Below are 23,469 nucleotides of genomic sequence, written 5' to 3' on the forward strand. Positions count from 1 at the left end.
GGAGAATTAAGTAAGCGTTATGATAACCTTTCCTTTTGCTCTTCCAGTTGCCAGATATTCAAAGGCCTTGATTCCATCTTCGAAAGAATATATGAAATCTACTATTGGTTTTATCGTTCCCTCTTCAACCATCGTTTTAATATCATTGAGTTGCTTTGCATTAGGTTGCATCCAAGTATATTTATAAACAGCTGATTTCTCTTCAATCAATTTTGATAGTTTTTCAGGTAGCTTATAATTGGTCATACCCATTTGCGTTGCGGTTTCCTCGTCTGGAGGACCTACTATGGTGGTAACTTTTCCACCTTCTTTTATAATTCTAAAAGCATCGAAGGTGTAATTACCTCCCAATGTATCGAAAACAATGTCTAAATTAGTAACTACTTCGTTATAATTCTCCGTTTTATAATCAATCACACGATCGGCTCCCAACGCTTTAACCCAGTCTGCATTTTTGCCACTGGTGGTGGTATAAACTATCGCCCCTTTCGCCTTCGCAAACTGAATAGCAAAACTCCCTACGCCACCGGAACCAGCATGAATAAGTATTCTGTCGCCTTCTTTAATTCCAACTTTTTCTAAAGCTTGGATTGCTGTTAGTCCTGTTAATGGTAATCCAGATGCTTGTTCAAAAGATATGTTTTCTGGTTTTAAAGAAACCAGTTCCTTATTTACTGCTACAAATTCTGCTATAGTGCCCATTTGTTCCTGTGGTGCTCTGGCATATACTTCATCACCAATTTCGAAATTGAGAAAATCAGAACCTTTTTCAACCACAATGCCACTTACGTCGTAACCAACAGTAACTGGTAGGTTTAAGGTTAGCATGTCTTTCAGCTTTCCTTCTACTATTTTATAATCAATAGGGTTTATGGAGGCTGCTTTGACTGCTACAAGAATATCGTTTGGCTTCACCGATGGTTTTTCGATTTCAACAATGGCTAAACTTTCTTTAAGGTCACCGTATTTTACTATTTGTAAAGCTTTCATATTATTTGAGTTTAAATTAATTTTTTATTATGCGTGCTATTTACTTTTTAGAATTTCTCCATGACCGCCATGCGCCGGAAGACGAAAGCGCCCAAGCGATGAGAACAGGTTGAAATAAAAGTCGGATTAATCGCGCTGTATCAGAGTTTAAAGCTCCAAAAGCATCTTTTCCATCAAGGTATTGGGCCACATTACCCGGAAAAACCAGGATAAAGAATATGGCCAAAGCCCATCCAATAGTTACGCGTTGCTTTTTCCAAAAAAGTAAAATCAGGCCTAGCGCTATTTCAACAACACCCGATAATATGACCACTAAATCTTTGCTTAATGGAACCCAATCTGGCACTTGAGCTTGGAAATCAATTCTATTAAAAGTAAGATGACTAATGCCGGCAAAGACCATAAATAGTGCTAATAGTATTCTAAAAATATTTTGTGTTAGTGAGGTGTTGACTTCTTTTTCCATGATTTTATGTTTTATTAACTGATGTTATGCAATAGTGTTTTCGATAAAACGAAATTCTATTTTGTCTATTTAGCGAACATATAAACTACCTTTTTGATGTTCTACATGTTCAAAACGAAACATAATTTTGTTTTTTTTAAAGTTTTTATAATTCTGCGTAACATCAGTTATTAATTAAACAATTAAAAAGGATCGTTGAGCTTACTTGCACGAATATGTTTCTTATTCACAAATTCCTGAACCCCTAACGCTGATAGTTCACGACCAAAGTCCGAGCGGTTTGTTCCTCCAAAAGGAAGGACTGCCTGTGTCCAAGTAGGATGATTAATAAATACCATACCTGTATCTATTTGATTTGCTATTCTTTTTCCACGTTCGATGTCTTGTGTAAATACAGAACTGCCCAAAACAAAATCAGAATCATTAGCCAAGTAAATGGCAGCTTGTTCGTCTTTCACCACATAAATGGATGCTACCGTGCCAAATAATTCTTCGTATTCAAAACCAATGCTGATGCATTTTTTCCAGAGATGAATAGATTGGTATACAATCCTTCAGGCGCTTCTGCTTCTTCAAAGAGTTCTTCAATGGCAGCCGCACATTATGGAACGATGTAGGACTTGAATTGCTCCTAATAACGGGAAGGTTCTATAAAGCCATCTACTATAAAAATCATTCCGTTTTTTGATTTGACATCTGCTTGAAGAACTTTTGCCCCTCCAAAAGACAAATAATAATCGTCCTGGTAAATTTGAATCTTAGTATTATTCCCTGTACTGATGACATCTGCATTCTTAAACTCACGACTGGTATATTTTTTTGTTAAAAAATGATCATTCATAAATTTGGTCAGTTCTGTCTTGTTTTTTGGATTGGTCAATTCCACAAACCGTTTTATGGACATTTTGGAAAAAGCTTGATTGGTAGGAACGAACAGTGTGTGGGGGTCTGTGGTAAGCGCCAAAGAGAGGTTGAGCCCAGAAAGCGTCAGCAAGTTTGCAAAGGTCGAGAGATCTTTGTCCATATTTATTAACTCGATTGTTTTATACTCGCTGGTGTTGTCTACTCCGCTAAGGATGGGGCCATCCACCTGCGCAAAAACGCTTGAACTGAAAATAAATGTTGCCACGATAGTGATAATTATAAAGAAATTAGTTTTCATAATATTGTTTTTATTATTAATTATTTGTTTTCGTATTTGTTTTTAAAAAATCTATTATTTCCAAAGAAGAGCTCTTCAATGACAGCCACAAATTGCTGAACGATTAAGGACTAGAATTGCTCCTAATAACGGGAAGGTTCTATAAAGCCATCTACTATAAAAATCATTCCGTTTTTTGATTTGATATCTGCTTGTAGAACTTTTGCCCCTCCAAAAGACAAATAATAATCGTCCTGGTAAATTTGAATCTTAGTATTATTCCCTGTACTGATGACATCTGCATTCTTAAACTCACGACTAGTATATTTTTTTGTTAAAAAATGATCATTCATAAATTTGGTCAGTTCTGTCTTGTTTTTTGGATTGGTCAATTCCACAAACCGTTTTATGGACATTTTGGAAAAAGCTTGATTGGTAGGAACGAACAGTGTGTGGGGTTCTGTGGTAAGTGCCAAAGAGAGGTTGAGCCCAGAAAGCGTCAGTAAGTTTGCAAAGGTCGAGAGATCTTTGTCCATATTTATTAACTCGATTGTTTTATACTCGCTGGTGTTGTCTACTCCGCTAAGGATAGGGCCATCCACCTGCGCAAAAACGCTTGAACTGAAAATAAATGTTGCCACGATAGTGATGGTTGTAAAAAATTTAGTTTTCATAATATTGATTTTAGTATTAATTATTTGTTTTCGTATTTCTATTTAATGAATCTATTATTTCCAAAGAAGAAGTCTGTTGGATTAGCGATTTTTCGGGAATTTAGCGAACATATCATCCACAAATTTTGCAATAGCTTTAGATTCATTTTCGCTTTTATAAATACTGTTGGAGGCTGTGCCTTTCCAAACAATATTTTTTGTCTCGCTATCCACTAAACTCAATCTCAAAGTGCCTTCCTTATAAGTATTAACATCTGTATCATAACCAATCAATCGGTTATAGTCAGAATAGCCATTATAATAATAATTTTGATAATATGGGCTCACACCATATGAACTTCCATAATAATTGGGGTAAGTTGCATAAACAGGTTCTTTTGTTACGTTCGTATCCAAATCTGTTGAGGTGCTTAATAGTACTAATAAATCTGGTTTGGTTCGGTCTAACGTGTATCCTAATTGCTGCATGTTGGTATTGACGGTTTCAATAACAGTCGTTCCGATATTATTGTTGCCGTATCCCTTATCCAAATCCTCAAAATTGCTATTTGGCAGATACGCAAACGTTTTGTAAGTACCCAAATCCTTACCTGTGGTCTTAGTAGTATTTACTTTAGGTCCACAAGCAATTAGGCTCAAAGTGATAACTGAAAAAAATAAGTGTTTTAAATTCATAATGATATTTTTTGTTATTAATTATGTAATAGTAACAACAATCTGCTTCAATGGTTTACATCGTAATGAAGCATTGTTACTAATGGTTTTATTATTATTATTATTATTATTGCTGTGCCTATTAAAACGGATCATTCAGTCCGCTTACTCGAATCAGTTTCTTATTCACAAACTCGTGAATCCCTAACTCAGATAGTTCACGGCCAAAACCTGATTGTTTTGTTCCACCAAAAGGAAAATCGGCTTGTGTCCAGGTAGGATGATTAATGAATAACATGCCCGAATCTATTTGGTCAGCTATTCTTTTTCCACGTTCAATATCTTGTGTGAATATGGAACCTCCCAAACCAAAATTAGAATCATTCGCCAGATCAATAGCAGCCTGTTCGTCTTTTACCACATAAAAGGAAGCAACGGGGCCAAATAATTCTTCATGATAAGCAGCAATATCTGGCTTCAAATCGGTAAGAATGGTAGGTTCCATAAAGGCTCCTTTACGATCTGCGCGTTTACCGCCTAGTAGCACTTTTGCCCCTCCTTCAACTGAACGATTGACCTGATCTGCCAGATGCTCGGCTGCTCCTTCACTACTTAAGGGACCTAATTGAGTATCAGGATCCATCGGATTCCCTAATTTCAATTTTGATAATGCATCCTTAAACTTTTGAATAAACTCATCGGCTATTGCTTCCACTGCAATAAACCGCTTAGAAGCAATACAACTTTGACCATTATTATTCATCCTTCCTACAACTGCCCATTCTACTATTTTTGCCATATCAGCATCTTCCAATATAATGAACGCATCGTTGCCACCCAGTTCTAATACCACTTTCTTTAAGTGTTTTCCTGCTTCGATAGCAACACTTGCACCGGCTTCCTCACTTCCTGTTAAGGAAACGCCTTTTATCCTTTTATCAGAAACCAATGCTGATGCACGTTTGCCTGAGATGAATAGATTCGTATACAATCCTTTAGGAGCCTCTGCTTCTTCAAAGAGTTCTTCAATGGCAGCAGCACATTGTGGAACATTGGAGGCGTGTTTAAGTAAAATAGTATTACCTACCATAATATTAGGTGCTGCAAATCGCACTACTTGATAGAAAGGGAAATTCCAAGGCATTACACCTAATAAGGAGCCAATGGGACTGTTACGAATTATCGCCGATCCATATTCTGGGTCGAGTACTTTATCGGCAAGAAACACTTCTCCATTATCTGCATAATAATCAAGAATATTAGCACTCAAATCGATTTCTCCTTCTGCTTGGGCAAGGAGTTTGCCCATTTCTAATGTAATGGTTTTTGCTAGTGCTGTTTTTTTAGCTCGCATAAGGGTGGCTACTTTATGAAGCAGATCAGCCCTTTGCTGATAGCTCGTTTCTTTCCAGTCAGCAAAAGCTATTTGAGCTTTCGCTACCTTGGCGTCAACGGTCTTCTCAGTCATTTCTTCGAACGACTTTACTACTTTATTTGTATTTGGATTAACTGTTTGAATGGACATATTGTTTGTGTTTTTAATTATTTAGTATGAGGAAATATTCCTTTACTATTTTGAAAGAATTTTCAAAAGCATGCTTCAATTTTGAGACTTATTTCTGAGTCAAATATTGTTAAATACCTTTCGAGAAACTTTATCCAAGTTGGGGAATTATAGGTTGGGTTGTTTTACACAATTAGAAATCATTATTGTACGATTAGCTTTTTAGAATTTTACAAATCCTCTAAATTAATCCGTTCTCTTTTAGGAAGAGATTTGTAAAAAGTAGGAGTTAACCCTGAAATTTGTTTAAATTGTTTGGATAGGTGCGTTGCACTCAAATAGTGCATTTTATCAGAAAATCTGTAAAAATTTAGGGATTCTCTGCTGTTACCTCCTGTGCAAGTATCACCTCATCTGGTGTTTCTTCCATCTCTTTGTCAAATAAATATAAAGCATTGCTGTTCATATTTTCACCTCCTGCTATTTTCATTTTATCCAATAAATTCATGGCAAGCGTTTCTTCTTCCACTTGTTCCTTAACGAACCATTGCATAAAATTCCATGTAGCCCAATCTTCTTGATCATGGCTCATTTTTACCAGTTTGTAAACGGCATTTGTATTATCTACTTCGTGCTCGAATACTTTTTCAAAGCAGTTGTTTATACTTACCGGATTTTTTGGTGGGGCGGGAATAGCTGACACCTCCACTTCAGCACCTCTTTTTAAAATATATTCCAATATTTTCATCATGTGGTTCCGTTCTTCCTGTGCATGTCTGAAAAGAAAATTGGCGATACCACTAAATCCCCGTTTATCGGCCCAAGCAGCATAAGACAAATATATTTGCGAAGCATGCGCTTCTTTTGTCATTTGTGCATTCAATGCTGCTGCAATAGTTTTTGATAGTCTGTTTGTGTTCATGTGTATTTTATTTATTGAGTTATCTAAAATGTTTCTGTTATAATTGATTTTTTATCTACGTTCAAATCTGCTAATTGTTTTTCAATTGCTTCCATCATTGGCGGAGAGCCGCAGAGATAAAACAGTTTATTTATTCCGATGCTGTTAGCATGAATGATATCTTTGGTTATATGTCCATTAGGATATCCTTCCACTTTTTCATCTGATAAAATATTAATGAAATTAGTGCCTAATAATGCTTTAAATTCTTTTTCGAGTATGATGTCTTTCTTGGTTTTATTTGCGAAAATGAGTTTATTATTCCCTATTTCATTTTTTGAATCAAGGTCTCTAAAAATTGAAATAAATGGAGTAAATCCTGCACCTCCAGCAATAAATATACCTTCATCTTTGTAACTGATTGCTCCAAAAACCTGGTGTAAAATTAACTCATCGTTTATTTTTAGATGAGATAATTCGTTTGTCATACTTTTATGCGAGGGATAAATTTTAATAATAAATTCAAGATAATTATCCTCTGGTAGACAAGTGAAAGTGTAAGGGTTTTTCTTATCCTTCCAACCATTTTTATTTATGGAAACGTCCGTGGCTTGACCAGGTACGAAGGCGTACTTTTTAGGTTTTTCAGTAACAATTTTCAATACATCATGAGTTACCTTTTCTACTGATTGTATTTTTACAATATGTTGTTTCATCTTATTTTTATTTTGACTTCTATTTTGCTAAATCACTTTGTGCTCGTTTTCTATATGCGTTGTTCATTTTCTTTATGCGTGTGGTTTAACCTTTTCTCGCTTCTAGCTATGTGTTTGTTTTTAGCGGTTTTATACTCTATTCTTTTTAAAATTCATCTTCTTTCCAATCTAAAAACCGTGTTCCTAATAATTCAACTAATTGACTTAATCGAACAAATATTCCGGCAACAATTATAAGACTAGTCCCAAGAGCAACAGATCCTTTAAGCATTGAGCTACTTTTAGTAGTTATCCGTTTTTTTCTTTCCTGCTTATAAACTCGATTGCTTTGTGAATTTGTGAAAAATCAAAGTATTGATCTTCATATCCTTTTTGCATCCTTTCAAAGAAAAAATTATCTATTGGCACTAGTTCTTTTAGAATTTTGGAATGTGCTACAATGGTAAGATTGCCCATTTATTTGTAATTTCTTAGCACCCATGTCATGTCTTTCATAAATACCTTTGTACTACTCTGAATAATTTTCATTTCGTCAAGTTTTACTAGAACATTCACCTTCTAATGCCCTTCATTAATTTTTTTCTTTAAAAGTTTTTAGTTCTTCAATCATACTATTTTGGTTTGATTTTAGTCATTAATATTTTTGCTTTTTTAGATATATCGCTTCAGCATAGGAAAGCCATTGTTTATTCACCTTTTTAAAAATTAAACTCCTATTCATTTCTTCTGGTGAATTACAGCCCGATGCGGCCAATAATTCCAAAAAATCTTGCAATATGTTTTTGTGGTAATTCTTCACTCTTTTCCATTTTTCAGAGACCACCAAACCTCTCACAAGTTTCGGGTTATTCGTAGTTACGCCTGTAGGGCATTCATTGGTATTGCATTTCAGCGCTTGAATACAACCCAAAGCGAGCATCATTCCTCTAGCGGAATTGCAGACATCTGCCCCAATGCAAAGGGCTTTAAAAATATCAAAAGCCGTAAAAATCTTGGTGGCGGTAATGACTTTTATTTCTTTTTTAGGTTGTATTCATTGAGTGTATCCACTACAAAAATCAGTGCATCTTCCCAAGGCATACCTACATAGTTTGAGAAATCAATGGGAGCAGCTCCCGTGCCTCCTTCGGCACCATCCACAGTTATGAAATCCGGTTTTATACCTGTCTCTACTATTTTTTTACATATTTCAATAAACTCTTGTTTGCTTCCTACAGCAAGTTTAAAGCCTACTGGTTTTCCGTTAGATAATTGTCTTAATTGCTTCACAAATTGCAATAATCCTTCAGCATTTCTAAAGGCTGAATGACCAGGAGGTGAAATGATATCAATATGTGGTTGAATACCTCTAATTTCAGCAATTTCCTCATTATTTTTAGCTGCAGGAAGGACACCTCCATGTCCGGGTTTTGCACCTTGTGAAATTTTGATTTCAATCATTTTTACTTGCTCCCAATTGGCCTTTTCTTTGAATTTTTCTGCGTCAAATTTTCCATCCGATGCTCGACAACCAAAATAACCAGTGCCGATTTCCCAAACCAAATCTCCTCCCCGTAAATGATATTTTGATATGCCTCCTTCACCTGTGTCGTGGAAAAAGTCACCTGCTTTTGCACCCATATTTAAAGCCATTACGGCATTTTTGCTCAAAGCTCCAAAACTCATTGCTGAAATATTAAAAAGGCTGGCACTGTAGGGTTGTTGGCAATCTTTCCCGCCAATGTCAACGCGTGGTGCTGTTTCCATTTTCCTTGCAGGATAGATGCTGTGCTGCATCCATTTATAATCATCAGCATCTACATTAAGTTCGGTACCAAATGGATGTGTTTGGGTTTGTTCTTTGGCGCGTTCATAGATATAGGTGCGGTGGTTCTTATCAATGGGTTTACCATCTGTACCGGACTCGACAAAATATTGATGAAGCTCAGGACCAATCATTTCTAATAAGTATCGCATATGACCAATTACAGGAAAGTTTCTTAGTATCGTGTGTTTTTTCTGAAATAGATCATAGAACCCAAGCGTCACGAGTAAGATTACAAGACCAATAAAACCAGGTAAAGGCCATACAAATGCACATATAAGTACGGCAAAAATCAGGAAGGCAATTATTGTAAATTTAATAGCTTGCTTCATAATGGTTTAAATTAATTCTCGTAAGTATTTTAGTTCACTCTTGGTCGTATCTACTATTTCAGCAAATTTTCCATTGACCATCATTCTTCCCATGGATTGTGCAAAACCTTTTACTTGGTCAAGATTGAGGGAAGGTGGCATGGCCAAGGCATTGGGATCTGTAAAAATATTTATAATTGCTGGCCCCTCATGCTTGAATCCATTTGAGAGCGCTTCTTCCACATCTTGGGATTCCTTAGCCTCCCATGCTGAAATGTTCATTGATTCTGCTAATTTTACAAAATCAGGATTTACCATATCAGTCTGCCAATCCATATAGCCTTCTACCCGCATTTCAAGCTTTACCATACCCAGAGAACGATTATTAAAAATGATAATTTTAACAGGAATTTGATATTGGCTAATCGTCATCAAATCACCCAAAAGCATGGAGATACCACCGTCTCCACAAAAAGCGATCACTTGCCGGTCGGGATGTGACAATCCTGCTCCAATAGCCATTGGCATAGCATTCGCCATTGACCCATGATTAAACGATCCTGTGAGATAACGGTTTTTTCCAGCCTTTAAATAACGTGCAGCCCAAACGGCACTCATGCCTGTATCAACAGTAAATATAGCATCATCATCTGCTAATTTATCAACCAAATAGGCAACATATTCTGGATGAATGTTTTTTTCAGATCCCTTTTCTTCCACATAGCTATCATATATTTCTTCAATTTCTTGATGTAATGAACGCATTTTGTCAAGAAAATCAGTTGAAGTTTTTGCTTGAATGAGGGGCATTAGATCTTGCAACGTTGATTTAATATCACCACAATACCCAAAATCTACTTTCGCTCTGCGCCCTAATCTTTCAGGTTTAGTATCAACTTGGATAATTTTACTTTTTTCAGGAAGGAACTCACTATAAGGAAAATCTGTACCCAACATCAAAAGAACATCTGCCTGATGCATGGCTTCAAAGCCAGATTTATTACCCAAAAGTCCATTTAATCCGACAGCATAAGGATTTTCTTTGCGTTCAAAAAATATTTTTCCTCTAAAACTATATCCCAAAGGCGATTTAAGAGTTTTTGCCAATAGCATGACTTCATCCACGGCAAAACGACAACCATGACCGCAGAACAGCACCACCTTTTCATGATTATTGATGATGCTTGCTAGTTCCTGAAGATGTTCATGACTTGGGGTTATTCTTGGCTCCGTATAAAAATTATTATTAGATGTATGCACAGATTCTAGCTTAGCTGACGCTACATCACCTGGGAGTGCTAAAACAGCAACCCCCTTCATGCTTATAGCATGTTGAATAGCAGTTTGCAATCCATTTATGGCTTGTTTGGGTGTATTTGCTTGAAAAACGTATTTGGAGCAGTCTTGAAACAGATATTCAGGTTTCGTCTCTTGAAAGTTTTCCAATCCCATTTTTTCAGTAGGAATGGTTGAAGCAATGGCAATAACAGGATTTCCAGCCTTGTTGGCGTCATATAGTCCGTTGACCAAATGAATATGCCCTGGACCACTGCTTCCCATACAACAACCTATGCCGTTCAACTCTGCTTCCATGGAAGCAGCGTAAGCCCCTGCTTCCTCATGTCTTACATGTATCCATTGGAGTCTTCCATCTCTTCGTACGGCATCATTAACTGGATTCAGACTGTCACCTGTTATTGCATAAATTCTCTTAACACCGGCTTCTACAAGCATTTCTACTATTTGATCGGATATATTTTTTGACATTTTTTTTACTTAGATGGTTATTCAAATTTGTTATAATGGTTTAAGGTTATACCATTGTAAAGAGCACTATCAGAATCGAGATATGAAGCTAATGTTAGTGGCTTTATTTAACGAAATAAAGCATATCCTGTGGGTTATTCATCATTATTATTTTATCACCTTTCATAACAATAGGTGCCTTCAATATGTCTTTATTATTTATCAATAGATCTAACCAATCTTCATCTGATAATTGATTTAACCGTCCGTACTTTTGAGAAAAGTTAGGATGTTCCGTGTTCACTAAGTCTCGAACATTAACTTTCATCTTAGAAGCCAATTCTGCCCAATGTGTAGTAGTTAATTTCATATGCTTCAGATCTATGTCACGAATAGGTATGGTTTCAGTTTGCGCATAAGCCAGAATTTGCCGGCCTATGTGTTCATCAGAATTATAAATTAGTGTTATCTCTTTATCAGTATTGGTGAATATCATAATATTTATTTAGTTAGTTTAACTTGGCTATGAGCATTGGCGTCCCAGTGGAAGCTATCGATTATAGGTTTTATTGTCAATAATTTTTTAGTATCTGATCAATACCTTTTGCCAATTGGAAATCCTTTTTTGTGAGACCGTCTGCATCATGAGTGTTAAGACTAATAGTCACGTTGTTGTATACATTCTTCCAATTTGGATGATGGTCTGACTTTTCAGCTATCATTGCAACTGCTGTCATAAACGAAAATGCTTCGACAAAATCCTTGAAAATAATTTCTCTATGAATGAATTTACCTTCTAGAATCCACAAAACATCAATTTCTTTCATTCTGTCCTGAATCTCTTGTTTATTTAAATTTGTCATTTTTCTAATATCATTATTTTAAACTATTACTTTTTACATCCATTTCTTTTTGAAAGGTTGTTAAACTTTGATCTAATGAAGTTTTAATCTCATTTACTTCCTGTTTTAAAGCTTCTTTTTTATCATCGACAGCTTCATTTAACTCTTTTATTTTGTCCTGTAATTGCTCTTTTTGTTTGTTAAGTTCAGCTTTCTTAACTTTAAATTTATCTTTAAACTCTTCATTCTGCTCATTATATTCATTGCTGACTTTTTGCATCTTTTCATCAATTTCTGTATTCATCTTGTCCCATTGTTCAACAGTATAATCTTTTGATATATCTACCGCATCACTTACTTCTTCCTTTAAGTCTTCACCCGTTGTTTTTATTTTCTTTATCAAACAATCCACAAGAGGCGAAGAAAAATAAAACGAATACAATTGAAAACAAGGAAATTATTTTATTCCATCCTTCTTTAAAAGATTCAGAAGCTGATGAAAACGCATTTTCCGCTTCATCCCATTTCTCTTCTGATGCATTTTCCAGTTCGATATATTTTGCCTCAAGAGCAGCTTTTTTTAACTCTAATTCTTTTAGAGATTCCTCATATTTTGATATGGCATCGCCCTGTAAAGACTCTTCTTTTGCTTTCAACTCATTGATTTTCGCAGATACTTCATCTATTCTCTGTTTTGCTAGTACTTTGAATTCTTCTTCTTTCATGTTTTTACTTAATTGCGCCTTGAGAAATAACTAAGTTTAAGGCACTATCGAAACAAGCTGAATAACCTGCTGCAAAAAGCATTTCAGGATTTGGATAATCGTCACTTGCTCCGCCCATTGCTCTAGGCAATCTTACTTGCAGGTCCAAAATATCATTATTACTTTTTACGTAGCTATTTCGACCACCTGTTGCAGTTGCTTCTGCTGTGTATATTGCTTTCATTATTGTGATATTTAAAGTGTTATTTATTTATATCTAAAATTTATATGAAATAAAAATGACCGACCAGTATAGCCAGAATCTCCCTACGAAATAGTCTTAACTTTTTGTCCAACTTTCCCTTATAAGTCCAATCTACTGTGCAATCTACTTTTTTCAAACACTACAGCACTAGATTCAGTACCTGAACTGGTAAATGCTTTAAATAGCCTCCACAAAGGGTGGCGGTCCGCAAATATAAAAGTGCTAATCAAAATCTATTATTTTTTCCTCTAAGAAATTAATCTCAATCATACGATTATAGTAACCGTCTTTTTTTATAGCATTATTTACTATTTTAAAATAAGTCGGCAGAAGTTATAACGAATACTATAAAGGAAACAACAATTACAATTACAATAATATAGAAACCAACTTTTGTCAATTTATCTTTTTGTAACAGATAGTTTTGTGTTTTATCCTTCTCGTTTTTTACAAACTTAAAATCCTCTTTTCCTTGTTTCACTAGTTCTTGTTTTTAATTAGTTTCATTTGACTTTATAGTTTAACAAAATGCGGTCATCTATCTATTTTTTCATAGAACGTCGTTCCATCTTTTTTAGGCTCTTATACAATTCGCAATCTGTTGAAATGAAAATGGATGTTTTTCCATCAAAAGTCTTCTCAAATGTTCTCCTTGATTTCAGATAGCCATAAAGGATTTTCGATTGAATTGACTTATCATAAGCTTTCGCATAAATCAAGGCCTGGTTTGCATCTGCCTTACCTTTGATCATTTCAGTATCCTCAGGATTGTATGTTTTTAAGTTTCCGCGCCTTCTCAACATTAATACGTGTGGCTTCTCTCTGACCTTCTGAGCGAAAATTATCACGGATACATAAACGTTCACTTTTCATGCCCTCATAAACAGGATCCCAAACTTCCTAACATAATTGATACGTTTAAATCGAAAATTCAGTATCTTTCTACCAATATATGCCGTCTGTTTATTCGCCGATTTCAATATCAATTGCTAGATTTTATCACGACCTACATAAATCTTTGCCAATGAATCGGATGATTCAGGTATTCTGTTACTGGTGCATGCAGCCTCTTCGATGTCATTATTTGCTATGAAATTTCTTGTGTCCAGATTAAGAATATCATCTGTACGTGATTGTGCACCTCGTTCGTTCGTAAAATTTTTAAAAAATTAAATCATTATGGCTTTCACTTTATTCCAGTTAATTATTTTAAATATTTTTTTTAGGTACTCTGTTCTTTTATTTCTGTTGTTCCATTTATCTTGTATTACTTATTAAACGATTATTAATAAGTTCAAATTTATGGATAGGAGTTACTTCTTGTAATGACCTAGGTCAAGTTGAGTGTTTTTAAATAAAAATTAATGCTAGAATCGAGACTATTATTAAAAGGATGAATAGACCAGTACCACTTAACTCCGCTTCTATGAAAGTCACATAAGCCCCAGCTTCCTCGTGCCTTACATGTATCCATTGGAGTCTGCCATCTTCTTCGAATTGAATCATTTACCAGATTACGACTATCCCCAATTACAGCATAAACTCGTTTAACACCAATCTCTACAAGCATTTCTACTATTTGATCGGATATATTTTTTGACATAACTCTTTTGTATTGAAATTAAAACTATTAATATAAAAATTGTTTACAATGGTCATTGCGTGCGCGTAATAAAGGATTTTGGAGAAAGTCACTATTCGTTAACCACGCAACAAAATTTATTTACTTTAAGCTGTAAACATCCAATTTCTTTTTTCGAGATACCTCATTAAGTCAGTTACAATCTTTTCGGTAACATTATCGCCGGCATTAAGAGCTGCATTTACTAAATCAAACATTTTGTTGTGTAAAATATCAAAACCTTTTAACACTTCTGTGGTCATACCTATTGCTGTTATTTCATCTGTTTTCACTTTTTTTATCTCAGATATGGCTAAAATCTCGGTCATACTCATAGATGGTTTCAGACCAAAAACTCTTATTCTTTTAGCAATAATGTCAATATTTAATTTTACAGTATTGTATTCATTTCTACCTTTAATTGTGCTCTTATTTTCATAATTGTAAGCGTTTTTTTTAATTTAAAAGGAGGTAACTATTTTTTATCAATTACTCCTTTGTTCTATTTTCTTTAATAGTTTTTCTATTTATTTCGAACTCTTTATTATCCATTTTTGGATTCCCTGTTGGATTTGTTGGGAAAGTTTGTTTCTTTTTTATTTTAAATTTTCTTTTGTTTTGTATTGCTCCCATAATTTTTGTTTTTAAAGTTAATATTCAGTGTAGTTAATGTGTAGTGCTATATCTAATTAGTAAGGCCAAACTCTTGTTAAGCTATTTATTTTCAATTATTGTTCTCTACTTTACCAAAATTTACGTCATTGATTTTTTGCAATTCATAAATAATTTTTTCATTCCTTATTAATGTGGATTTTATACTATTATATCTTTCTGCTATGTAGAATTGTTCTTGCTCTCCAAAACGATATACTAATTCTAAGTCCAATTGGGGAAAATTGTCTTTTTTAAAATGACCAACACTAGTTCCTACTTCCTCTATTATCCCAACACCTTCATAACAAAGGATAGTTCCAGGCTTTACACTAGGTGTTTTACCTTGTAATATGTCCAATTCTGTTCCGCATATTGTGGTCTTAACTATTTTTACAGCAGCATCTGTTGGCTTTTCATTTTTGGCTTTTGATACATCCGTATATAAAATCTTTCCTGACCCATTACAAATTAAACCTTTCATTATTGATATATTTTTAGGCCAAGCGCCATTCGAATAGATTTCTTTTACTGGAATAATTTCATTAGACATGATTATTGAATTTTACAATTATTGGATAATTAACATTGTATCTGGAACAAATCTATAGAAAGGTTTAATAATGAAGCATGACCTGTGTCAGTTTGGATCTGTTTTATCCAAAAAATGGATATTTTACAAAGTTTTCTCAGCTAAATAAGGAGTAATAAAAAATCAGAAATCACAGAAATAAACTGTAAATTAAATTGACCTAGAGCAGTATTTCTAAATTATGAAAAATCAAATAAATAACATTACTTATGCCATTTTAAATAGTCTACATTTTAAGAAACCTAAGTTTATATAATTATAATAATGGATAAAGGAATACAATGTCTAGCATTTTTTTAAGACATTTTTAAATCATCTGTAGAAGGCATTTTAGTTGTTAAAGCAGATGGCATCCTTATGAAAGCCAACCCAGCAGTGAAGAACTCTTTGGTTATAATGAAGGTGGACTCTTAGCCAATAATGTAGAAAAACTTATTCCAAATAAATTCAAATAAATTCAAAAAAAATCATAGAGAAGGATATATATTAAATCCAAAGGCCCAAAGGATGGCTAATAACCTAAAGTTATGGTGACTAAAAAGAGACGGCTCTCAATTCCCATTAGAAATAAGTTTAACGCTAATAATAATTAAGCAAAAACAAGTTGTAATAGCTTTTTTAATTGATATTTCGAAGCGAAAAAAAATAGAAAAAGACTAAACATTCGTCAAGCCAAATTAATTCGTCAAGCCAAATTAAAAAGCTATTCTAAATAATTAGAGAGAGAGAGAGAGAGGAGAGAAGAGAGAGAGGAGAGAAGAGAGAGAAGAGAGAAGTAGCCAGTAGAACCAATGAACTAAGCACTAGAGTTCAAAAACTGGTAGCTTCGAATTTAAGTCTCTAAAATCAAATACAGGAAACTCAAGAGGCCAAAAAAAGCTATTGTTAATAAATCCTTATCCTCGGAAATTGCTGAGAATTTCCCTAATGAATTTATTATTGTTTTACCCCAAATTTTGAAATACTGCTTATAGAAGTTGAAGCTATTATAAAATTAGGATTAGATAAAATGATTTTTGAAGATACAACTGCTGATGAAATCGCAATCTTTTCTAAAAAACAAAAAACAAAACTAAAAAAAAAATATTTTAAAAACGATTGTTGTTGAGCATACCATTATTTCAAGTGTCTTATTCTTATACCGCGATATCACAACACAAAAAAAAATGAAAGAGATGCTATAAAAGCTTTAAAAAAAGAACCGGAACTTAACGAATTAAACTCACGATTTGTTCTATGGCATCGCACGAATTTAGAACGCTTTTGTGCCATGCGGACTTCTGCCATTCAAAACTTGAGAAATATGTGACTAAAATCAAGAAAAACATAAAATTGATGGTCGTAAAGATATTGCTCTTTTTAGATAAAACTAGATTGATTGACCCTGGTCATTGAAGAAAAGGAATGTTTCTATTAATTTAGCAGTAATTTAGAACTAAACTAATATTTAAAGCATGTCTTTTAAAGAACATAAAGCACCACAAAAACGATTCCTTATAAGAACATATTCTGACTTACCCAAAATAGCGACAATATTAAGCACTATTGCTAAGAAAAACAATGTGCCACTTCAGCTATCAATCTTGGGTCAACTTACTACCGAAAAGGGAATTACTAAAAAAGAAATTAAAAAAATAATAGCCGATATAAAACAGCAATTAAGTGCTCTATTAGGAAAGCAATTTCAATTTGGTTATTTTCATAATCCTGAGATTGGCTCCTTATTTATTGCAGGTCATTTAACCCCAACATTCCTTAATAAAATTGATAAAAGAGAGCTCGCTTCATTACCAACGGGTCTTTTAGGAATATTTAAAGGGCTGGGAATTGATGTTGAAGAGGTTAACAACTATTTAAATGAGCTAAAAAATGAAAATTATTGTTTAATTATTCGAGGAGAAAGCCGTGTTTTAAACACTATAGAACCTATGTTAAATGCATAATAGTTAATACCAAGGGAGCTTTTATTTATTTTCAATTATTCTGGTATCTCTAAAATAATCATTAACATTCTTTTTTATAGAAAATCGTATTTATAAACTATAAGTAAATAAAAATACTTGTCTTTGTTGATTTTCTAAAGATTAGTAGGTCATTAAAGTAGCGATAGTAAAGGTTCAAATAACCGTTACTATTCTACCTTATTATTTATCAATAAATCTAGAGTAAATAGCGTAACCACACCTATTTTGATGCCGGTAGACGCAGATTGTCATTTTGATCTCTAAAAGCTGATGGTAAGATATCTGGAATTAATTTTATTAATATAGGTAGTAATAAAGTGCCGCCCGGAAGTAAAAAAATGGTTAAAGCAGGGATCGATTTACAAATATCTATTAACTGAATTTTAATTTTTTCTTTTTCTAAATCGGTTAAAGTTGTGCGAGTTGATTTTTTAATTAAGCGCATCGCTTCTTTGCTTTGTCTTAATTCTTGCAATAAGCTTTCTTTATTTTTCTTAATAGAATTTTAATATCTTCTACTGTAGGTACTTTAGGCATTATAATTTTCTACGTTTACGTTCTGTTTTTAAGAGGTTCAATTCTCGACTTGTTTGTCCTGCTACTGATGTATTTTCTTCTGCTCGTCTAATTAAATAAGGCATTACATCTCTTACAGGTCCAAATGGTAAATATTTTGCTACATTATAACCTTCATTTGCCAAATTGTAACTTATGTTATCACTCATGCCAAATAACTGACCAAACCAAAGATTACTATTATTTTTTTTGATATCGTATTTTTTTGCCAAATCCATCACTAAATAAGAGCTGTCTTCGTTGTGTGTGCCAACAAACAATGCCATTTTAGGATTTTCCATCATATATCTTGTGGCAGCGTCATAATTTTTGTCTGTTGCCTCTTTATTTTTACAAATAGGCGAAGGATACCCTTTTTCTTCAGCTCTAGCTCTTTCTTTTTCCATATAAGCACCTCGAACAACTTTCATACCAATATGAAATCCTTTCGCTTTTGCTTTTTCATGCAACGCTTTTAAATACTCCATTCTGTCATGTCTGTACATTTGAAGTGTATTAAAAACAATGGCTTTTTCTTTATTATATGTTTCCATTAATTCTTCAATCAAGACATCCGCAGATAGTTGCATCCAGCTTTCTTCTCCATCAATTAATAAAGGAACATCTTTTTCTACAGCTGCTTGACAAACTTTATGATACCTCGCAACGATTCTTTTCCACTCTGCTTGCTCATCATCCGTTAATAATTTTCCTGCAGATACTTTTTCGTACAAAGCAAATCGCCCAAATCCTGTTGGTTTAAAAACAGCAAACGGAATTGATTTTTTTTCTTCACAAAAGCTAAGAATTTTTAAAATCTTTTCTAAAGCACCATCAAAACTTACTTCTTTATCTTTACCCTCTACCGAATAATCTAAAACACTATGCACATTACCATTATGGAACATATTATCTATAATTGGCAAACAATCCTCCTCATTAACTCCGCCACAGAAATGATCAAAAACAGTGGAACGAACTAAACCTTCTATGGGTAAGTGTACCTTTAAAGCAAAGTTTGTAACTGCGCTGCCTATTTTTACCATGGGCTGGTTTTGTATCATTCTAAAAAGAAAATATGCACGTTCTAATTGTGAATCCGTTTTTAAAGCAAAAGCAACTTTTGTGTTGTCAAAAAGTTTCATAAAATTGATTTTTAAATGAGAACAAATATAGTCGATAAGGGTGTATAATTCAATTATTTCTGTTTAATTTGTAACCCAATAAATTAACAGATGAAAACCATACAAGCAGCAACATATCCGGTTCATTTTCATGCTAAAAGTTACCTAGAACTTTCTAATTTGATTGCTAAAAAAAACTACTCAACCATTTTTATTTTAGTGGATGAAAACACTATTGAGCACTGTTATCCTAAATTTATTCCTAATTTATCTACGAATAAAAGAATTGAAGTTATAGAAATTGAATCCGGAGAAATCAATAAAAATATTGAAACTTGTATTGGAGTTTGGAACGCAATTACAGAATTAGGCGGAGATAGAAAAAGTATATTAATTACTTTAGGCGGCGGAGTTATTACAGATTTAGGCGGTTTTGTGGCTTCTTGCTTTAAACGCGGAATTGATTTTGTAAACATACCAACAACATTATTGTCTATGGTTGATGCCTCAGTTGGCGGAAAAACAGGTGTAGATTTAGGCGTGTTGAAAAATCAGATTGGATTGTTTGCAAACCCTGAAATGGTTTTAGTAGATACTACGTATTTAGAAACTGTTGAAGAACGAGAAATTAAATCTGGTACAGCAGAAATTATTAAATATGGTATTACGTATGATGTGAAACTGTTTAATGAAATAAGAAGCAACAAAAATTTGAAAATCAGCGATTTAATATATAGATCCATAGAGATAAAAAACGAAGTTGTTTTACAAGATCCAAAAGAAAAAGGCTTGCGTAAGATTCTTAATTTTGGACATACTTTAGGGCATGCAATTGAATCTTTTTACCTAGAATCCGAAGACAAAGAAAACTTAACCCACGGCGAAGCGATTGCCATTGGAATGGTTTGCGAGTGCTATATGTCATCAAAATTATTAGATTTTCCTGCTAAAAAAGTAGCTGAAGTTAAAGAAGTTGTTGTATCCATTTATACAAAAACGAATCTCTTAAAAGAAGACTTTACAGCCATTATGGATTTATTGAAACACGACAAGAAAAACGTTAACGGTCAAGTAAACTTTGTGCTTTTAAAAGATTTTGAAGATTTTAAATTAGATTGTAAAGTATCTGATGAATTAATTATTGAAAGTATGGCGTTTTATAATTCTTAGTGTTTTTATTAAACCAATAAAAAAATTATAAATAAACTAGAAACAAACCCTTTAATTTTAAAATTAAAGGGTTTGTTTTATTTCTAAAAGTTGTGCTCTAAAACTCTCTCTTTCCGAATTCACTATCAATAAATTTCGATTTATTTTTAGCAGCATTAAAAGTATATGAAAGGTTTAAGGTAACCATATCAACTTCATATACATAATTTGTACTTGTATAGAATTGATTTGGACTTGATGTTGTGATGCGTTGTTCGTTGGTATTAAACAAGCCCATATCTATATTCTGCCATTGCAAAGTAGCTGTTAATTTATCATCCATAAACTTCTTTATAAAGGATAAGTTTGGTGAGTAAAAACGAGAATCTGCACCCATAGCTGTATTTCTATCAGACAAATAATTAAAAGTAAATTGCACTGAAGCATTTTTCCAGAAATTATACGTAGAATTTACATTAAAGGAGTAAATAGTTGCTTTAGAATCAATATCATAACTTCTTTCAACACCATCTCTATGTTTAAAGTTTAAAACCCCATCAATTGCATACTTATACACATTTACCCCTAATGTATTCGACCAGTTTTTAGTTGGTTTAAGAGTAGCTCCAACTTCCAAACCAATAGCGTTGCTTATACCAACATTAGAATATACTCTATTAATTATACTGTCTATTATTACACCACTTTTTTCATAAGCCAATGTATTTACGCGATTAATAACATTATCTACATGTCTAAAATAAGCAGTTGCATACAAAGCGTTTCCTCCTTCTAATCTTTTAGTAATTCCTAATTCAGCTAAATCTATGAATTCTGGCAACAACGTGTTGTCTCCTTGTTCAAAAACTTCTGAATGCTCTCGTTCTGCAAAACTATTCATCATAAAAGTAGCTGTGCGTTCAACTCTTTTACTATAAGCCGTTTTTATATTTGTTTTATCATCAATTTTATATTGTAAAGACGCTGAAGGAAATAATTTCACAAAATCATACTCAAACACGTTTTCTGCGTTTTCACTTTTTAAAGCCTCTTTATATTTTCTATCCATAGCCTCTAACCGAATACCAGCAGCATATTCCCATTTACTTTTAGAACCTGTAACTTGTGCATAACCAGAATGAATGCTTCTTTTTAAGCTTACATCGCTAGAAAATTCAGGAACCTGAGTGCCATCTCTTTCATACACAAATTTACCTGTATGATCTAAATCTCTAAATTGATAACCTGTTTCTAAAGTACCGAATGAGAAAGGTTTCCATTGATAATCTAAATTAAAACGGGTTCCGTATAAAGGATTATCATTGGTATTGTATTCTTTTTGATACACAATAGTAGCACGAGGAAACCCTAAATTGTCGTTCTCTGTTGGTCCTCCTAAAAAAGTATATTCATATAAGATTGAAGTAGAAATTTTTGACTTATTATCAAACTTGTGCGCATACTCAAAGCTACCTAAAGCAAAATCTCCTTTTCTAATTCTTAGATTGTGGTTGTAATAAGCAAATGTATATTGACGATTATCACTATCAATTGGCGAAATAGCATGATTATCAGTATACACAATATCGGCTAAACGTTCTTTGTTACGTTTTCCTGCAAAAAAAGCTACCGAATAGGTATCCGATTCATTTGGTGTATAATCTACAGTAAATCTCCCATTATAGGTAACTTCATCAAAACTACGCTCACCATCTGAAGGTAAAAAAGTAGTTTTATTTTCTGGTGTATTTACAATAAACATTTCACCCTCTCTTCTACCCGATAGATCATTTCTTTGGTAATTTGCGCCTGCAGAGATGTTAAAATGATCTGTTCTTTTGTTAATAGTTGCATCAATTCCGTATCTTTTTGCAGCTACTTTTGTATCATAATCTTCAATTGCAGGAAAACCTCCTCTAATATTCACTTGGGCAAAGGTTCCGTTAATTGCTCCTTTTTTAGTAATAATATTTATAATACCACCTTTTCCTTCGGGATCATATTTTGCAGAAGGTGCTGTAATTAACTCGATACTTTCTAAAGCATTAGCAGGCAATTGTGCTAAAATTGCACTTGCATCACCTTGCGTTGGTTTTCCGTTTATTAAAACCGAAAAACCTTTACTACCTCTTACACTAATTTCTCCTAAACCATCAACGGTTACAGAAGGTAAATTTTTAACAACATCTACAGCGTTTCCACCAACAGTACTTTGGTATTTTTTTGTATCAAAAACTTGTCGGTCAATTTTATGTAAAACCGCACTTTTTTCTGATTTTACAACAATTTCATTTAACTGATTTCCAGAACCTAAAACCAATGTTAGTGTTCCTACATCTTTTTTCTCTCCTTTTTTATTAATAGTAATTTCCTTAATTGTCTTTATTTGATACCCAATAAAGGAAGCTTCTATATAATAATTACCTGATTTTATATCTTCAATAGAAAATAGACCCTCAAAATTAGTTACAACACCAGTTACGAGTACTTTATTATTTGTTTTATACAAAGCTATAGTTGCATATTGTAAAGGATAGCCTTCATTAGCTTCAATAATTTTTCCGGTTAATTGAGCTGTTATAAACTGACTTGCAATAAGTGTTATTAATAAAAATAGATATTTTTTAAATTTCATTAAACTTGGTTTTCTCTAAGTTATAAATTAATTCAACTAAATTAATCAGCTGTTTAGCTAAAAAATTAAATAAGTTTTAATTATTTATTAATTAATCTCAAAAATAAACATCTCAACAATGTATTTATTACTTTTTGTTTCTTTTTATTAGGTTAGTACTATAAAAAGAGCTTTTCGAGAAACATCCTTTTTTAGTAGTTTTATTTTTGATTTGTGTTGTAATTTTAACAGCTGATAAATTGATGAACCCTCTTAAAATAAAATATTTTAGAATTTTCTTACATGGCACCTTGCTTTTTTCGAATTAATTTCATCAATATAAAGTAGCTAATTTTATTTTAAGTTAAAGCAGTTTGTAAGGTAGTTCCAATCAAATTTTGGTTCTTGGTTCTAAAACGCAGTCATCTTGAGTCTTTTATTGGAGAGGAATAAATTTTAATATCATTACAGTCAGAAATTT

General features: G+C 33.2%; 25 protein-coding genes and 4 pseudogenes. 3 read left to right on the top strand and 26 right to left on the bottom strand.

Features of this window, described 5'->3' with window-relative positions; translation table 11 throughout:
• Window positions 1-6: 6 nt before the first annotated feature.
• The 23 genes and pseudogenes from BST83_RS07320 to BST83_RS07415 form a co-directional block, all read right to left on the bottom strand.
• Window positions 7-990 (bottom strand): NADP-dependent oxidoreductase, encoded by a 984-nt coding sequence (locus tag BST83_RS07320; RefSeq protein WP_104809218.1) that lies wholly within the window; start codon window positions 988-990, stop codon window positions 7-9.
• 40 nt (window positions 991-1,030) lie between these two features.
• Complete coding sequence (locus BST83_RS07325; RefSeq protein ID WP_104809219.1) at window positions 1,031-1,456, bottom strand: DoxX family protein; 426 nt, start codon at window positions 1,454-1,456, stop codon at window positions 1,031-1,033.
• A 182-nt stretch (window positions 1,457-1,638) separates the two neighbouring features.
• Window positions 1,639-2,007: an aldehyde dehydrogenase family protein gene (locus tag BST83_RS07330; protein WP_104809220.1), complete on the bottom strand. Its 369-nt coding sequence runs from the start codon at window positions 2,005-2,007 to the stop codon at window positions 1,639-1,641.
• 80 nt (window positions 2,008-2,087) lie between these two features.
• Complete coding sequence (locus tag BST83_RS07335) at window positions 2,088-2,618, bottom strand: fasciclin domain-containing protein (protein WP_104809221.1); 531 nt, start codon at window positions 2,616-2,618, stop codon at window positions 2,088-2,090.
• Between the two features lie 122 nt (window positions 2,619-2,740).
• A complete protein-coding gene (locus BST83_RS07340) occupies window positions 2,741-3,271 on the bottom strand; it encodes a fasciclin domain-containing protein (protein WP_104809222.1) in 531 nt (176 codons plus the stop codon).
• An 81-nt stretch (window positions 3,272-3,352) separates the two neighbouring features.
• Entirely contained in the window at window positions 3,353-3,946 is a 594-nt protein-coding gene (locus BST83_RS07345; protein ID WP_104809223.1) for a DUF4136 domain-containing protein, read from the bottom strand.
• Between the two features lie 121 nt (window positions 3,947-4,067).
• Window positions 4,068-5,450, bottom strand: a complete 1,383-nt coding sequence (locus tag BST83_RS07350) for an NAD-dependent succinate-semialdehyde dehydrogenase (protein ID WP_104809224.1) — start codon at window positions 5,448-5,450, stop codon at window positions 4,068-4,070.
• A gap of 349 nt (window positions 5,451-5,799) precedes the next feature.
• Entirely contained in the window at window positions 5,800-6,351 is a 552-nt protein-coding gene (locus BST83_RS07355; protein ID WP_104809225.1) for a ferritin, read from the bottom strand.
• A 23-nt stretch (window positions 6,352-6,374) separates the two neighbouring features.
• The gene (locus tag BST83_RS07360) at window positions 6,375-7,046 is read right to left on the bottom strand and encodes an FAD-binding oxidoreductase (protein ID WP_104809226.1); all 672 of its coding nucleotides are present in this window, start codon (window positions 7,044-7,046) and stop codon (window positions 6,375-6,377) included.
• A 145-nt stretch (window positions 7,047-7,191) separates the two neighbouring features.
• Complete coding sequence (locus tag BST83_RS21140; RefSeq protein WP_302849447.1) at window positions 7,192-7,317, bottom strand: hypothetical protein; 126 nt, start codon at window positions 7,315-7,317, stop codon at window positions 7,192-7,194.
• A 17-nt stretch (window positions 7,318-7,334) separates the two neighbouring features.
• Window positions 7,335-7,502, bottom strand: a complete 168-nt coding sequence (locus BST83_RS19840) for a hypothetical protein (protein ID WP_170062756.1) — start codon at window positions 7,500-7,502, stop codon at window positions 7,335-7,337.
• 178 nt (window positions 7,503-7,680) lie between these two features.
• Window positions 7,681-9,182: pseudogene (locus tag BST83_RS07365) on the bottom strand (FMN-binding glutamate synthase family protein).
• Window positions 9,183-9,188: 6 nt separating this feature from the next.
• Window positions 9,189-10,928, bottom strand: a complete 1,740-nt coding sequence (locus tag BST83_RS07370; protein WP_104809227.1) for a thiamine pyrophosphate-dependent enzyme — start codon at window positions 10,926-10,928, stop codon at window positions 9,189-9,191.
• A gap of 103 nt (window positions 10,929-11,031) precedes the next feature.
• Window positions 11,032-11,403, bottom strand: a complete 372-nt coding sequence (locus BST83_RS07375) for an arsenate reductase family protein (RefSeq protein WP_104809228.1) — start codon at window positions 11,401-11,403, stop codon at window positions 11,032-11,034.
• 76 nt (window positions 11,404-11,479) lie between these two features.
• Window positions 11,480-11,770, bottom strand: a complete 291-nt coding sequence (locus BST83_RS07380; RefSeq protein ID WP_104809229.1) for a 4a-hydroxytetrahydrobiopterin dehydratase — start codon at window positions 11,768-11,770, stop codon at window positions 11,480-11,482.
• A gap of 13 nt (window positions 11,771-11,783) precedes the next feature.
• A complete protein-coding gene (locus tag BST83_RS07385; protein WP_104809230.1) occupies window positions 11,784-12,152 on the bottom strand; it encodes a hypothetical protein in 369 nt (122 codons plus the stop codon).
• On the bottom strand, window positions 12,124-12,474 hold the full coding sequence (locus BST83_RS07390) for a sll1863 family stress response protein (RefSeq protein WP_104809231.1): 351 nt from the start codon (window positions 12,472-12,474) through the stop codon (window positions 12,124-12,126). The genes BST83_RS07385 and BST83_RS07390 overlap by 29 nt, the downstream gene beginning before the upstream one ends.
• Window positions 12,475-12,481: 7 nt before the next feature.
• Window positions 12,482-12,697, bottom strand: a pseudogene (locus BST83_RS07395) (OsmC family protein); the annotation flags it as partial.
• 334 nt (window positions 12,698-13,031) lie between these two features.
• Window positions 13,032-13,199: a hypothetical protein gene (locus BST83_RS19845; RefSeq protein ID WP_170062757.1), complete on the bottom strand. Its 168-nt coding sequence runs from the start codon at window positions 13,197-13,199 to the stop codon at window positions 13,032-13,034.
• Between the two features lie 920 nt (window positions 13,200-14,119).
• Window positions 14,120-14,321, bottom strand: a pseudogene (locus BST83_RS20605) (thiamine pyrophosphate-binding protein); the annotation flags it as partial.
• 125 nt (window positions 14,322-14,446) lie between these two features.
• Window positions 14,447-14,800 carry a ferritin-like domain-containing protein gene (locus BST83_RS20610; RefSeq protein WP_104809232.1) on the bottom strand — a complete coding sequence of 118 codons (354 nt, stop codon included), beginning with the start codon at window positions 14,798-14,800 and terminating at the stop codon, window positions 14,447-14,449.
• A 28-nt stretch (window positions 14,801-14,828) separates the two neighbouring features.
• The gene (locus tag BST83_RS19850) at window positions 14,829-14,972 is read right to left on the bottom strand and encodes a hypothetical protein (protein ID WP_170062758.1); all 144 of its coding nucleotides are present in this window, start codon (window positions 14,970-14,972) and stop codon (window positions 14,829-14,831) included.
• A gap of 91 nt (window positions 14,973-15,063) precedes the next feature.
• A complete protein-coding gene (locus BST83_RS07415) occupies window positions 15,064-15,543 on the bottom strand; it encodes an alcohol dehydrogenase catalytic domain-containing protein (protein WP_104809233.1) in 480 nt (159 codons plus the stop codon).
• A gap of 588 nt (window positions 15,544-16,131) precedes the next feature.
• Between BST83_RS07415 and BST83_RS21435 the strand changes: the two are divergent.
• A pseudogene (locus tag BST83_RS21435) lies at window positions 16,132-16,242 on the top strand (hypothetical protein); the annotation flags it as partial.
• Window positions 16,243-17,036: 794 nt separating this feature from the next.
• On the top strand, window positions 17,037-17,525 hold the full coding sequence (locus tag BST83_RS07425; protein ID WP_104809234.1) for a hypothetical protein: 489 nt from the start codon (window positions 17,037-17,039) through the stop codon (window positions 17,523-17,525).
• 241 nt (window positions 17,526-17,766) lie between these two features.
• Here the strand turns inward: BST83_RS07425 and BST83_RS07430 are convergent, their stop codons facing one another.
• Window positions 17,767-18,021, bottom strand: a complete 255-nt coding sequence (locus BST83_RS07430; protein ID WP_240614691.1) for an LETM1 domain-containing protein — start codon at window positions 18,019-18,021, stop codon at window positions 17,767-17,769.
• A 61-nt stretch (window positions 18,022-18,082) separates the two neighbouring features.
• A complete protein-coding gene (locus BST83_RS07435) occupies window positions 18,083-19,246 on the bottom strand; it encodes a proline dehydrogenase family protein (RefSeq protein ID WP_104809235.1) in 1,164 nt (387 codons plus the stop codon).
• 90 nt (window positions 19,247-19,336) lie between these two features.
• On the opposite strand from BST83_RS07435, the gene aroB reads away from it, so the two are divergent.
• Window positions 19,337-20,395 carry a 3-dehydroquinate synthase gene (gene aroB / locus BST83_RS07440; protein WP_104809236.1) on the top strand — a complete coding sequence of 353 codons (1,059 nt, stop codon included), beginning with the start codon at window positions 19,337-19,339 and terminating at the stop codon, window positions 20,393-20,395.
• 97 nt (window positions 20,396-20,492) lie between these two features.
• Here aroB and BST83_RS07445 read toward each other — a convergent pair whose 3' ends face one another.
• Window positions 20,493-23,009, bottom strand: coding sequence for a TonB-dependent receptor (locus BST83_RS07445; protein ID WP_104809237.1), 2,517 nt, complete (start codon window positions 23,007-23,009; stop codon window positions 20,493-20,495).
• Between the last annotated feature and the right edge of the window lie 460 nt (window positions 23,010-23,469).

It is taken from the genome of Polaribacter filamentus (assembly GCF_002943715.1).
GTDB lineage: Bacteria > Bacteroidota > Bacteroidia > Flavobacteriales > Flavobacteriaceae > Polaribacter > Polaribacter filamentus.

Bases quoted from the DNA above. Each gene is read 5' to 3' on its own strand.
- BST83_RS07390 (WP_104809231.1), bottom strand. From the start codon at position 12,474: ATGAAAGAAGAAGAATTCAAAGTACTAGCAAAACAGAGAATAGATGAA.
- BST83_RS21140 (WP_302849447.1), bottom strand. From the start codon at position 7,317: ATGCTTAAAGGATCTGTTGCTCTTGGGACTAGTCTTATAATTGTTGCC.
- aroB (WP_104809236.1), top strand. From the start codon at position 19,337: ATGAAAACCATACAAGCAGCAACATATCCGGTTCATTTTCATGCTAAA.
- BST83_RS07335 (WP_104809221.1), bottom strand. From the start codon at position 2,618: ATGAAAACTAATTTCTTTATAATTATCACTATCGTGGCAACATTTATT.
- BST83_RS07360 (WP_104809226.1), bottom strand. From the start codon at position 7,046: ATGAAACAACATATTGTAAAAATACAATCAGTAGAAAAGGTAACTCAT.
- BST83_RS07375 (WP_104809228.1), bottom strand. From the start codon at position 11,403: ATGATATTCACCAATACTGATAAAGAGATAACACTAATTTATAATTCT.
- BST83_RS19840 (WP_170062756.1), bottom strand. From the start codon at position 7,502: ATGGGCAATCTTACCATTGTAGCACATTCCAAAATTCTAAAAGAACTA.
- BST83_RS07345 (WP_104809223.1), bottom strand. From the start codon at position 3,946: ATGAATTTAAAACACTTATTTTTTTCAGTTATCACTTTGAGCCTAATT.
- BST83_RS07380 (WP_104809229.1), bottom strand. From the start codon at position 11,770: ATGACAAATTTAAATAAACAAGAGATTCAGGACAGAATGAAAGAAATT.
- BST83_RS07325 (WP_104809219.1), bottom strand. From the start codon at position 1,456: ATGGAAAAAGAAGTCAACACCTCACTAACACAAAATATTTTTAGAATA.
- BST83_RS07445 (WP_104809237.1), bottom strand. From the start codon at position 23,009: ATGAAATTTAAAAAATATCTATTTTTATTAATAACACTTATTGCAAGT.
- BST83_RS07350 (WP_104809224.1), bottom strand. From the start codon at position 5,450: ATGTCCATTCAAACAGTTAATCCAAATACAAATAAAGTAGTAAAGTCG.
- BST83_RS07370 (WP_104809227.1), bottom strand. From the start codon at position 10,928: ATGTCAAAAAATATATCCGATCAAATAGTAGAAATGCTTGTAGAAGCC.
- BST83_RS07320 (WP_104809218.1), bottom strand. From the start codon at position 990: ATGAAAGCTTTACAAATAGTAAAATACGGTGACCTTAAAGAAAGTTTA.
- BST83_RS07340 (WP_104809222.1), bottom strand. From the start codon at position 3,271: ATGAAAACTAAATTTTTTACAACCATCACTATCGTGGCAACATTTATT.
- BST83_RS19850 (WP_170062758.1), bottom strand. From the start codon at position 14,972: ATGGGAGCAATACAAAACAAAAGAAAATTTAAAATAAAAAAGAAACAA.
- BST83_RS07355 (WP_104809225.1), bottom strand. From the start codon at position 6,351: ATGAACACAAACAGACTATCAAAAACTATTGCAGCAGCATTGAATGCA.
- BST83_RS07415 (WP_104809233.1), bottom strand. From the start codon at position 15,543: ATGTCTAATGAAATTATTCCAGTAAAAGAAATCTATTCGAATGGCGCT.
- BST83_RS07425 (WP_104809234.1), top strand. From the start codon at position 17,037: ATGTCTTTTAAAGAACATAAAGCACCACAAAAACGATTCCTTATAAGA.
- BST83_RS07435 (WP_104809235.1), bottom strand. From the start codon at position 19,246: ATGAAACTTTTTGACAACACAAAAGTTGCTTTTGCTTTAAAAACGGAT.